The 12259-nt window shown below is 65.1% G+C and carries 10 protein-coding genes; 3 read left to right on the top strand and 7 right to left on the bottom strand.

Annotation, left to right across the window (positions count from 1 at the left end):
• Window positions 1-39 precede the first annotated feature (39 nt).
• From AL755_RS14580 to AL755_RS14570, 3 genes are all read left to right on the top strand, one after another.
• The gene (locus AL755_RS14580) at window positions 40-561 is read left to right on the top strand and encodes an O-acetyl-ADP-ribose deacetylase (protein WP_054011628.1); all 522 of its coding nucleotides are present in this window, start codon (window positions 40-42) and stop codon (window positions 559-561) included.
• A gap of 89 nt (window positions 562-650) precedes the next feature.
• Window positions 651-1586 (top strand): tyrosine recombinase XerC, encoded by a 936-nt coding sequence (locus tag AL755_RS14575; RefSeq protein ID WP_054011627.1) that lies wholly within the window; start codon window positions 651-653, stop codon window positions 1584-1586.
• Window positions 1587-1812: 226 nt separating this feature from the next.
• Entirely contained in the window at window positions 1813-2316 is a 504-nt protein-coding gene (locus tag AL755_RS14570) for a DUF3145 domain-containing protein (RefSeq protein WP_054011626.1), read from the top strand.
• A gap of 65 nt (window positions 2317-2381) precedes the next feature.
• Here the strand turns inward: AL755_RS14570 and fabF are convergent, their stop codons facing one another.
• The 7 genes from fabF to aceE form a co-directional block, all read right to left on the bottom strand.
• Complete coding sequence (gene fabF / locus AL755_RS14565; RefSeq protein WP_054011625.1) at window positions 2382-3641, bottom strand: beta-ketoacyl-ACP synthase II; 1260 nt, start codon at window positions 3639-3641, stop codon at window positions 2382-2384.
• A gap of 132 nt (window positions 3642-3773) precedes the next feature.
• Entirely contained in the window at window positions 3774-4019 is a 246-nt protein-coding gene (locus AL755_RS14560) for an acyl carrier protein (RefSeq protein WP_038462997.1), read from the bottom strand.
• 101 nt (window positions 4020-4120) lie between these two features.
• Window positions 4121-5185 (bottom strand): beta-ketoacyl-ACP synthase III, encoded by a 1065-nt coding sequence (locus tag AL755_RS14555; RefSeq protein ID WP_054011624.1) that lies wholly within the window; start codon window positions 5183-5185, stop codon window positions 4121-4123.
• Window positions 5182-6126: an ACP S-malonyltransferase gene (locus AL755_RS14550; RefSeq protein ID WP_054011623.1), complete on the bottom strand. Its 945-nt coding sequence runs from the start codon at window positions 6124-6126 to the stop codon at window positions 5182-5184. The genes AL755_RS14555 and AL755_RS14550 overlap by 4 nt, the downstream gene beginning before the upstream one ends.
• Before the next feature lie 131 nt (window positions 6127-6257).
• Complete coding sequence (locus AL755_RS14545) at window positions 6258-7517, bottom strand: PucR family transcriptional regulator (protein ID WP_054011622.1); 1260 nt, start codon at window positions 7515-7517, stop codon at window positions 6258-6260.
• A gap of 189 nt (window positions 7518-7706) precedes the next feature.
• Window positions 7707-9007, bottom strand: a protein-coding gene (locus tag AL755_RS24670) for an IS3 family transposase (protein WP_445290508.1) whose coding sequence is annotated in 2 segments (ribosomal slippage) — window positions 7707-8590 and window positions 8590-9007 — 1302 coding nt in all. Because the reading frame shifts where the segments join, the coding sequence is not laid out codon by codon here.
• A 189-nt stretch (window positions 9008-9196) separates the two neighbouring features.
• Window positions 9197-11944 (bottom strand): pyruvate dehydrogenase (acetyl-transferring), homodimeric type, encoded by a 2748-nt coding sequence (gene aceE, locus AL755_RS14530; protein ID WP_445290397.1) that lies wholly within the window; start codon window positions 11942-11944, stop codon window positions 9197-9199.
• Between the last annotated feature and the right edge of the window lie 315 nt (window positions 11945-12259).

Genomic DNA, 12259 nt, shown 5'->3' with positions numbered 1-12259 from the left:
CCATGGTCGAGGGAGGCGCGGGGTTGCTAGCGTGGGTCCATGGAGATCACCATCATTCGTGCGGACATCACCACCCTTGACGTTGACGCCGTGGTCAACGCCGCCAACTCATCGCTCCTGGGCGGTGGCGGCGTCGACGGAGCCATCCACCGGGCGGCCGGTCCGGAGCTGCTGGCGGAATGCCGGGAGCTGCGGCGCACCAGGTATCCGGACGGGCTGGCCATGGGGGACGCCGTGGCCACAGGAGCCGGAATGCTCAAGGCGACCTGGGTCATCCACACCGTTGGCCCCAACCGCCATGCCGGCCAAACGGACCGGACCCTGCTGCAGCGATGCTTTGCCCGTTCCCTGGACCTCGCGGGGCAGCTCGGTGCACATTCCGTGGCCTTTCCCGCGATTGGCGGGGGAGTGTACGGGTGGTCGGCGGCGGACGTTGCCCACGCTGCCGCCGACGCCTTTGCCGCCGCGACGGAAACTCCGGACCATGCCCTCCCGCGCAGCGTCGTCGTTGCCGTTTCCTCGGCGGACATGGAGGCGGCGTTCCGGGCGGCCCTGGGCTGACCGGCGTCCGCGGGCCATCCGGACGCCGTCGCAGGATGGTTGCAGCGCGCCAACTTGCCCCGCCGGTGCGAACAGCGCACAGTGGGTGTGTGGATCATGACGAACGGGCGCGCCTGCCCGCACCCCTGGCACAAGCCGCGGACGGTTTTGAACGTTACCTGGTGGCAGAGCGGGGCCGCTCGGTCCACACCGTCCGCGCCTACCGCGGGGATGTCGACGCACTCCTCCTCCACGCCGTCACCGAGGGCATCAGCACCCTGGCCGGGCTGGACCTTGCCCTGCTGCGACGCTGGCTGGGGGAACAAAGCGCGGCGGGCCTCTCCCGCTCCACCCTCGCCCGCCGGGCCGCCACGGTCCGCAGCTTCACCGCGTGGGCGCTTCGGGAGGAACTGTTGGAACTTGATCCGGCGCTCCGCCTCAAGGCACCCAAACGCGAACAAACCCTGCCGGCCGTCCTGCAACAGCAGCAGATCCGCCGGCTCATGGATGCCCTGGCCGCCGAAGCCGCCGCCGGGGAACCCCTTGCGCTGCGCAACCACGCTATGGTGGAACTGCTCTACGCCGCCGGCATCCGGGTGGGGGAGCTTGCCGGAACGGACGTGGACGATCTCACCATGGAACGGCGCACACTCACGGTACTCGGCAAGGGAAACAAGGAACGCGTGGTCCCGTTCGGTGTTCCTGCGGCCCGGGCCGTCCAACGGTGGCTCGAGGTGGGGCGGCCGGCCCTGGCTGCCCCGCACAGCGGGCCCGCACTGTTCCTGGGCAAGCGCGGCGGACGGATCGACCAGCGCACCGCCAGGAGCGTCGTCGCGACCGTGCTCGATGCCCTGGGCGACACCTCCGCGACCGGCCCGCACACGCTGCGGCACTCCGCCGCGACACACCTCCTCGACGGTGGTGCCGACCTGCGCGCCGTCCAGGAGATCCTTGGCCACAGCTCCTTGGCCACCACGCAGCTCTACACGCACGTATCGGTGGAGCGGCTCCGGGACAGCTACAAACAAGCCCATCCCCGGGCCTAGAACCAGGCTCTCGCGGCACTTTCGGACTTACGGTGGCGTAATTGGCGCCGCTACGGCACAATGATAGGGAGCCACGGCACCGAGAACAATAATCGACCGCCAGGGCTTGATTTGCCACCACGGAAGGCCAGGCAATCCGGGCAGGTTCACACCATGCCGCGCAACACATGATTCATCCGTTGAGAAGGTCGTTGGGGAAGACGCACCTACTGCAATGGAGGATGGAATGAACGTCGTTATGACGCGCGGTGTCTTGTTTGTGCACTCAGCCCCGGCTGTCATGTGCCCACATATTGAGTCATCCATCGCAGGCGTGATGGATCAGCGCACGGATCTGCAGTGGACTGCACAGCCCGCGGCGCCCAATGTGCTGCGCACCGAATACGCTTGGACGGGCCCCGCAGGCACCGGCGCCCGGCTTGCCTCCGTGTTGCGCGGCTGGGCCAATGTGCGTTACGAGGTCACCGAGGAACCGAGCCCCGGCGTCGACGGATCCCGCTGGTCGCACACCCCCGAGCTGGGCATCTTCCACGCCGTCACCGACGTCCACGGCAACATCATGGTCTCCGAGGACCGCATCCGCTACGCCTACGAGGCCGGCAAGGGTGAACCCTCCGCCGTCTACCAGGAGCTGTCGCTGGCCCTGGGCGAGGCCTGGGATGAGGAACTCGAACCCTTCCGCCACGCGGCCGCCGGCGCCCCCGTGCGCTGGCTCCACCACGTCGGCTAAACCCTTCGGCACAAAAATGCGGCGCCCACCAATTGGTGGGCGCCGCATTTGTACAGGGCGAAAGCCTAGGCCATCTCGACCTTGGGGCCGGTGCTGCGGATCGCAACAACGGCGTTGTGGCCGCCAAAGCCGAACGAGTTGTTCAACGCCATGATCTGGCCCTCGGGCAGTTCGCGCGGGGTACCGGTCACCACGTCCAGCGGGATTTCCGGATCCTGGTTTTCCAGGTTGATAGTGACGGGAGCCAGGCGGTGGTAGACGGCCAGGACCGTCAGCACGGACTCGACGGCGCCCGAGGCACCCAGCAGGTGGCCGGTCTGGGACTTCGTGGCGGAGACGCACACATTGTCCACGTGGTCACCGAGGGCGGCGCGCAGCGCCGTGTACTCGGGACGGTCGCCCACGGGCGTGGAGGTGGCGTGCGCGTTGACGTGCACCACGTCCTCGGCCTGGGCGCGGGCGTCAAACAAGGCAGCCTTCAGCGCACGCGTGGCACCGAGTCCCTCGGGGTCCGGGGCGGTGATGTGGTAGGCGTCGGCCGTGACCGAGGTGCCGGCCAGTTCGCCGTAGATGCGGGCGCCACGGGCGATCGCGTGCTCCTCGGCTTCGAGGACCAGCGCACCGGCGCCTTCACCCATGACAAAGCCGTCGCGGCTGACGTCGTAGGGACGTGAGGCACCTTCGGGGTTGTCGTTGCGCTTGGACAGTGCCTGCATGGAGGAGAACGCAGCCATGGGCAGCGGGTGGATGGCGGCTTCGGCGCCACCGGCCACGACGACGTCGGCCTTGCCGGAGCGGATCAGTTCAAGGCCCAGGTGCAGGGCCTCGGTGCCCGAGGCACAGGCGGAAACGGGGGTGTGCGCACCGGCGCGGGCACCAAGGTCCAGGCTCACGGCTGCGGCCGGGCCGTTGGGCATGAGCATGGGAACCGTCATGGGCAGGACCCGGCGCGGACCCTTCTCACGCAGGGTGTCCCAGGCGTCCAGGAGCGTCCAGACGCCGCCGATGCCGGTGGCGAAGGCCACGGCCAGGCGGTCGTGGTCGATCTCCTCGAGGCCGGAGTCCTTCCAGGCTTCACGGGCGGCAACCACGGCGAACTGGGTGGACGGATCCATGCGCTTGGCTTCGACGCGGCTGAGCACGTCGGTTGCGGGAGTCGTGACCCGGGCGGCGAAATGTACGGGGATGTCGTACTTTTCCACCCAGTCATCGGTCAGGGTGTGGGCGCCGGAAACACCCTTGAGGGCGTTCTTCCACATGGTCGGGACGTCTCCGCCGATCGGCGTGGTCGCTCCCAGTCCGGTGATGACAACTTTGCGGGCCATGGTTCAACTCTCTTGAAAAATAATATGTACAGGACAGTCACGAAGGTGCTGTGGGTGGCCGGCACCCAAGAAGTGCCGGCCATCCACCATGCCCTGTGTCGCTCTAGCGGAAAGGGCAGCTGCTGCGCTAAATTACGCCTGAGCGCCGGCGATGAAGCTGACTGCGTCGCCCACGGTCTTGAGGTTCTTGACTTCCTCGTCCGGGATCTTCACGTCGAACTTCTCTTCGGCGTTGACCACGATGGTCATCATGGAGATCGAGTCGATGTCCAGGTCGTCCGTGAAGGACTTGTCGAGCTCGACTGCCTCGGGGGCAAGGCCGGTCTCTTCGTTGACGATTTCGGCCAAGCCGGCCAGGATTTCTTCGTTGCTAGCCATTGATGGCTCCTTCTCTTATTTGTTTCACTGCGATCAAGGACTTTGATCTTTTCAGGCAGTATTGATCAAACCACGGTTATGGTTTGCTGTTCTGTCCGTTTCTAGGGCAGGCGCACCACTTGGGCGCCAAACACCAGACCGGCACCAAAACCGATCTGAAGCGAGAGCTTACCGGAGAGTTCCGGATTCTCGGCCAGCAGGCGGTGTGTTGCCAGCGGGATGGACGCCGCGGAGGTGTTGCCGGCGTCGGCGATGTCACGGGCGATGATGACGGATTCCGGCAGCTTCAACTGCTTGGCGAGCTCGTCAACAATGCGCATATTGGCCTGGTGCGGTACGAAGGCGCCCAGGTCCTCGGCGGTGACGCCGGCAACCTCGAGTGCCTTCTTGGCCATCTTCGCCATCTCCCAGACAGCCCAGCGGAACACGGTCTGGCCGTCCTGGCGCAGGGTGGGCCACAGGCTGGCCTGGGTCTCGCCGGCGGCAGCCAGGTCAAGGTCGGTGCCGGCGCGCATGCCCTCTTCGGCGAAGTCGCGGATGTCCAGCTGCGAGTGGGTCATGCCGATGGCGTCCCACTTGCTGCCGTCCGAACCCCAGACGGAGGGGCCGATGCCGGGCTCATCGGACGGGCCGATCACCACGGCTCCCGCGCCGTCGCCGAGCAGGAAGGAGATGGTGCGCTCGTGGTTGTTGATGACGTCGGAGAGCTTCTCGGCGCCAATGACCACGACGTACTCGGCGGTGCCCGAACGGACCAGGGCGTCGGCCTGGGCAATGCCGTAGCAGTAGCCGGCGCAGGCAGCGGAGACGTCGTAGGCGGGGGCGGGGGAAGCGCCCAGCCGGTCGGTGATGAGCGCGGCGGCCGACGGCGTGGCGTACGGGTGCGTCACGGTGGAGACGATGACGGCGCCCACCTGGGACGGCTCGATCCCGGCGTTTGCGATGGCTTCGCGGGCCGCGGCCTCGGCCATGTCCACCACGGAGACGTCACGCGGGGCGCGGTGGCGGGTGATGATGCCCGTGCGCTGCTGGATCCACTCGTCGGAGGAGTCAATCCACTGGCAGACGTCCGCGTTCGTCACAATGACGTTGGGGCGGTAGGCGCCAATGCCCAGGATCCGGGTCCCTTCGCGTACGGGGTTTTGTTTCAGCGTCGGCGTGCTCACTCGGTTCCTTCTTCCCGCTTGGCGGCCTCGGCTGCCAGCAGTTCCTTGGCGGACTCCAGATCTTCGGGAGTTTTCACTGCAACGGTGGCAACGCCGGTCATGCCGCGCTTGGCAAGTCCCGTCAACGTTCCGGCCGGTGTGAGTTCAATCAGCGATGTGACGCCCATGGCGGCCATGGTGTCCATGCAAAGGTCCCAGCGGACGGGCCGGGAAACTTGGGCGATGAGCGACTCAAGTGCCGCCGCACCGCTGGGTACCACGCCGCCGTCGTAGTTGGAGAGCAGCGGCACCGTGGGCGTGTGCGTGGAAAGCGACGGAGCCAGGGCCTGAAGGCCGGCAACGGCCGGGGCCATGTGGTGGGTATGGAATGCGCCGGCAACCTGGAGCGGGATCACGCGGGCCTTGGCCGGCGGGGCGGCCACGAGGGCGGCGATCTGCTCCAGGGTGCCCGCGGCGACCGTCTGGCCCTTGGAGTTCATGTTGGCCGGCGTCAGGCCGGCGCCGGCGATTGCGGCCAGGACCTCCTCCGGGTCCCCGCCAACGACGGCGGCCATTCCGGTGGGCGTGGCGGCGGCGGCAACAGCCATGCCGTTGGCCCGTTCGCGCACGAACGTCATGGCGTCGGCGTTGCTCAGGGTTCCGGTGATTGCCGCGGCCGTGATCTCACCGACGGAGTGGCCGGCAACCACCACGGGCAGACCGGCCAGCGGTGCGTCCAGCAGGGCCTCGGCGGCGATCAAGCCGGCGGCGACGATCAAGGGCTGCGCAATGGCGGTGTCCTTGATGGTTTCCGCGTCAGAGGTGGTGCCGTGGGTCAGCAGGTCGATGCCGGCCGCCTCACTGAGGGAAGCCAGTTTTTCCTCTACGCCGGGGCGTTCAAGCCAGGGCGAAAGGAAGCCGGGAGTTTGTGAACCCTGTCCAGGGCAGACGATTGCAAGCACATTAACCAGCTTTCCAAACTTGGGGGCGTTTGCACGGTGTTTCGGTACACCAAGCTCACAGGGTGGATTTGTAGGAAGTCTACAATAAGTGCGGTTTGCCTCCCGCACCGGGCGCGAACGTCGGACCAGTGTCAGCCCCGGCCCCCGGGACGCTCCGCGGACGAGCGGACCGGCGGGGCGAGGCGTCCCACGACCAGCGCGGTTTGGAGCACGAAGGCCTCCCGGGGGATCAGCGGGTCCCATCCGGTGACGTCACACACCCGGCGGAGCCGGTAACGGACGGTGTTGGAGTGGACGAACAGGTCACGGGCCGCAGCCTCCAGGGAGTGGCCAAGCTGCAGGTAGCTGCTGAGCGTCTCCTCGAGCCCGTTGGATGCCGCCACGAGCGGCCGGTAGATGTTGGCCAGCAGGGCCCGCCGGGCGGAATCGTCACCGCCGATCACGCGCTCGGGCCACAGATCGTCGGCGGACACGGGCCGGGGTGCCGCGGCCCAGCCCTTGGCAACGGCCATCCCGGCAAATGCCGCCTTGGCCGAGGCCGTGGCGTCCGCGAGGGTTTGTGCCATGGGCCCGTAGACAACGGAACCGGGGGCGAACAGCTCGCTGAGCCGCAGGTACGCCGTTTCCGGGTCCGACACGTCGCCGAGCACCAGGATCAGCCGGTCGCCCTGGATTCCCACCATGGCGTCGGCGGCAAACCGGCCGGCGGCACGGCGCACGGAGGCGAGGTAGGTGGGGTTGGCCTCGGACGGGGCCTGGCCCACCATGATCGTGAAACGGCTGTGGGACGTCCAGCCCAGGGCGGAAATGCGCGACTGCAGGGCGTCGATGTTCTCGCCGCGCAGGATCCCATCCACCGCCAGCGCCTCAAGGCGGGTGTCCCAGGCACCGCGGTTTTCCGCGGCACGGGCGTAGACGTCGGCGGCGGCAAAGGCCACCTCGCGGGAGTACCGCAGCACGGCCTCGCGCAGGCTCACCTGTTCATTGGCGCTGGCCAGTTCCGGGACCCGGTCCTCCACCACCTGGACCACCGTGCGGATCAATTGAAGGGCCCGCTGCAGGCTGATGGAGCGGGTAAGCTCCGTCGGCGCCGTGCCAAAGACGTCCGAGAGGACCCAGCTGGGCGAGGAGGGATGTTCATACCAGGACACAAAGGCCGCAATGCCGTTTTGCGCCACCAAACCAAGGGAGGAGCGTTCATCGGCACTGAGCCGCCGGTACCAGGGCAGGGTGCTTTCCAGCTCACGCAGCATGGTGGTTGACAGCGGGCCAATATTGGCGCGCAAACGCTCGAGCGTTTCGGAGGTGTTCGCGGCCGCCGGGGTGCGCCGTGCCGGTGCCGTCGCTCCGGCGGACGGAGTGAGTGCTGCATTGGTGTTCTTCGGTGCCATTCCTTGAGGATATGTCCTTTAAGCTCCGGGACCCCTAATTGTGTGAATACGACAACTCGGGCGCCGTCCCTGGATACGCCGAAGGGGCCGGTGCCACCAAGTGGTGGCACCGGCCCCTTCGGGGTTGGTGTTTAGTTGGGCCCACGCTCGTGAACTGGTCCCCGAATGTTGGACTTGGTAAATAAGAGTCTAGGTAGCGAGTGCCTGGGCCCGGTATTCCATCGGGCTCAGGCACTCGAGTGTTAACGAGATGCGGTCTTTGTTGTACCAGCGGATGTAGTCCTCGAGTTCAGTGATGAAGCTTTCGGGGCTGGTGTGTTCTTGGTGGTGGAACATCTCTTCTTTTAAGTGTCCGAAGAAGTTCTCCATCACTGAGTTATCCAGGCAATTGCCCTTGCGGGACATCGATTGGGTCATGCCGGCGTTGCTGAGCAGCTTCTGCCAGCTGGCGTGTTGGTACTGGAATCCTTGGTCCGAGTGCACCATTGGTGCCTCACCCGGTCCCAGAGTGCTGATCGCCTCGCTGAGCGATCGGTTGGTGAAGGCCGTGTTGGGCGACTCGGAGACCGCGAAGGAGACCACGGAGCGGTCGAACAGGTCCATGACCGGGGAGAGGTAGACCTTGCGGTCCGCGACCTTGAACTCGGTCACATCGGTCACCCACGTCAGGTTCGGTGCCGCGGTGACGAACTGGCGCTTGAGTAGGTTTTCAGCGATCTTGCCGACCTGGCCCTTGTAGGAGGAATACCTGCGGCGACTGCTGCGGACCTTGCAGACCAGATTCTCGGCGCGCATCAGCTTTAACACGGTCTTCTTCGCCACCTGCCATCCCTGGCGGCGCAGGAACGCATGGATGCGTCGGTGCCCGTAGCGGCCCTTGGCCTCGGTGAAGACCTCGTGGATCCGGGCACGGAGTTCTGCGTGCCGGTCAGGGGCCGTGAGCGCGGCCTGGCGGTGGAAGAACGTAGAGCGGGGCAGCCCGGCCGCGGCCAGGAGCAGGGGCAAGGGGTGAGAGGCCCTGAGGGCGATCACGGCGCTAACCTTCAACGCGGTGGTTGGTTCCTCAGGGCCCGTACTTTTTTTAGGTAGGCATTCTCGGCCTGCAACCGCTGGTTCTCAAGGCGCAGCTTCTCAAGCTCGCTAACCTCGGTAGGCAATTGGTCCACGGCGGTGTGTGGGCGGCCCCTCGGCCGGGGCTTGAGAGCGTCCTCACCGTCCTGGCGATACCGCCGAACCCAGCTTTGAACGAGTTTCGGCGAACTCAAGTGATACAACTGGGCCAGTTCCGTCGATGTTGCTTCAGCAGCGAGGAACTGACGAACCACCTTGATCTTGAACTCAAATGAATACGCTGGCACAGCCGGTCGTCTATCCAAAGCGGCCCTACCCCAAATCTTGAAACGTTGCTCCAAGCGCTTACAGGCATCCCTGCTGACCTGCAGCCGAGAAGAAACCGCACCATAGCCGAAGCCTTCCTCGAACAACCCTATGGCAGCAACCCGCTGCCGAGCACTCAACGAACTCCGCGAATCCATAAAAAACTCCCCGAAAGTAAGGAACCGAATTAATCAGTCCAACTTTCGGGGAGCAGTTCACTCGGCAGGAGCGGATTGGTGGGCCCACACTCGCCAGGTTCCCGCTAAATCGCGTCAGCGATTTAGCGGGCCGGCGAGTGGGGTTTAGCTGTCGCCGCCGGCGTTGCCGGTGGTTCCTGCGTTGACGTTGTGGAGGTCGTATTTTTGGATGGCTTGTTGGGGGAGGGTGGGGTCGATGGTGCCTTGGTGGGCGAGCATTTGGAGGGTGCGGATGACGACGGAGTGGGAGTCGATTTTGAAGTGTCGTCGTGCGGCTGCGCGGGTGTCGGAGAAGCCGAAGCCGTCGGCGCCGAGGGTGGCGAAGTCGTTGGGCAGGAATTGGCGTACCTGGTCCGGGACGGCTTTCATGTAGTCGGTGACGGCGATGACGGGGCCGGTCGCGTTGGCCATTTTCGCTGTGATGTAGGGGGTGCGGGGGGTTTCGTTGGGGTAGAGGAAGGCGTGTTCTTCGGCGGCGAGGCCGTCGCGTCGGAGTTCGGTCCAGGAGGTCACGGACCAGATGTCCGCGGCGACTCCCCATTCCTCGGCGAGGATGTGTTGGGCTTCGATGGCCCAGGGGACGGAGACGCCGGAGGCCAGGATTTGGGCTTTGGGGCCTTCGATGGTGGCGGTTTTGAGGTGGTAGATGCCGCGGGTGATGCCCTCGGTGTCGATGTTTTCGGGGGCGGCGGGTTGGAGGATGGGTTCGTTGTACACGGTGAGGTAGTACATGACGTTGGGGTCGGTGGAGGCGGGCCCGTACATGCGCTCGAGGCCGGCGCGGATGATGACACCGATTTCGTAGCCGTAGGCGGGGTCGTAGGTGATTACGGCCGGGTTGGTGGAGGCCAGGATTGGGGAGTGTCCGTCGGCGTGTTGGAGTCCTTCACCGGTGAGGGTGGTTCGTCCGGCGGTCGCGCCGATGATGAAGCCGCGGGCCATTTGGTCTCCGGCGGCCCAGAACTGGTCTCCGGTGCGTTGGAAGCCGAACATGGAGTAGAAGACGTAGATCGGGATCAACGGTTCGCCGTGGGTGGCGTAGGCGGTGCCGGCGGCGGTGAACGCGGCGACGGAGCCGGCTTCGTTGATGCCGGCGTGCACGATCTGTCCGGAGACGGATTCCTTGTAGGCCAGGACGAGGTCGCGGTCTACGGAGAGGTAGTTTTGGCCGTTCGGGTTGTAGATTTTCGCGGTCGGGAAGAACGCGTCAATGCCGAAGGTGCGGGCTTCGTCGGGGATGATCGGGACGATTCGGTTGCCGAAGTCCTTATCGCGCATGAGGTCTTTGAGTAACCGGACGAAGGCCATGGTCGTGGCGGCGTGTTGTTTGCCGGAGCCACGGTTGGCGACTTCGTAGGTTTTATCCCCCGGCAGGGTTACCGGTGTGTGATTGTGGCGGCGTTCGGGGACGAATCCGCCTAGCGCGGCGCGGCGTTCCATGAGGTATTGGATTTCGGGGGAGTCCGGGCCGGGGTGGTAGTACGGGGGCCGGTACGGGTCTGCTTCGAGTTGCTCATCGGTGATGGGCAGGTGCAGGTGGGTGCGGAAGTCCTTCAGGTCCTGCAGGGTGAGTTTCTTCATCTGGTGCGTGGCGTTGCGGGCCTCGAAGTGGGTGCCCAGGCCGTAGCCCTTGACCGTGTGGGCCAGGATCACCGTGGGCTTGCCCTTGAACTCGCTCGCGGCCTTGTAGGCGGCGTAAACCTTGTGGTAATCGTGCCCGCCACGCTTGAGATTCCAGAGCTCGTCGTCGGAGAGGTGGGCGGCGAGTTCCTTGGTTTGCGGGGTTTGGCCGAAGAAGTGCTCACGGACGAAGCCACCGGATTCGGCCTTATACGTTTGGTAGTCACCATCAACGGTGGTGTTCATGACATCGACCAGGGCCCCGTCGGTATCGCGGGCGAGCAGGTCATCCCACTCCCGACCCCAGAGGACTTTGATGACGTTCCAGCCGGCACCGCGGAAGAACGCTTCGAGTTCCTGGACGATTTTGCCGTTGCCACGGACCGGGCCATCGAGGCGTTGGAGGTTGCAGTTAACGACGAAGTTGAGGTTATCGAGTTTATCGTTCGCGGCGAGTTGGAGCAGGCCACGAGACTCGGGCTCATCCATCTCACCATCGCCCAAAAACGCCCAGACTTGCTGGTCGGAGGTGTCTTTGATGCCGCGGTTATGCAGGTACCGGTTGGACTGGGCCTGGTAGATCGCGTTCATCGGGCCGATACCCATCGACACGGTCGGGAATTCCCAGAACTCCGGCATCAGGCGCGGGTGCGGGTAGGAGGAGAGGGCGTGGCCTTCCTTGGACTTTTCCTGACGGAACCCATCCAAGTCCTCCTCCGACAGGCGGCCTTCGAGGAAGGCGCGGGCGTACATGCCGGGGGAGGCGTGGCCCTGGAAGAAGATCTGGTCTCCGCCACCGGGGTGGTCCTTGCCGCGGAAGAAGTGGTTGAAGCCGACCTCGTACAAGGTCGCGGCCCCGGCATAGGTGGAGATATGCCCGCCGACACCAATATCGGGGCGCTGGGAACGATGGACCATGATCGCAGCATTCCACCGCAACCACGCCCGATACTTCCGCTCGATCTCTTCACTACCCGGGAACACCGGTTCCTGATCGGCAGGAATCGTATTCACATAATCCGTCGTCACGACCATCGGCACGCCAACACTCTGCGCACCAGCGCGCTGAAGCAGCGACCGCATAATGAACTGGGCACGCTCAGTACCCCGATCCGCAATCAACGCATCCAAAGACTCCAACCACTCGGCAGTCTCATCCGGATCACGATCAGGCAACTGATTAGTCAACCCGCTCAGGATATGGGAGTTATTGTCTCCTGAAGCCACGTTCAACCTCTCTTAAAAGCAATGTGGGTCGCCCAGCGCTGTGGCCCTGAGCGTTTACCAACACTCTAGACCGCCGCCGCCGGATGTGTGTAGCCGGGATTGCTGCGTGAAGACGGCCTGTGCGAGGGGCGCCGTCGGCGCTAAATATGGTTCCGAAAAGGCGGCCGGCGCACTCCGCCGCCGTCGTGCCTATAGAAGGTGGAAAAAGGGGTGCAAACTACGCGCCGTGCCACGGTCCCCCCAATTCCCGTGCCGCTTCGATGCCCGCAATCGGCCGAACCCGGGGTAACGTAAATCACGTCCCATCGGGTGTTCCCGGCA

Origin of the sequence: Arthrobacter sp. ERGS1:01, assembly GCF_001281315.1 — a bacterium.
Lineage (GTDB): Bacteria > Actinomycetota > Actinomycetes > Actinomycetales > Micrococcaceae > Specibacter.
Note: the sequence above shows the minus strand (reverse complement) of the source record. Positions and strands in the feature narration are given on the sequence as shown.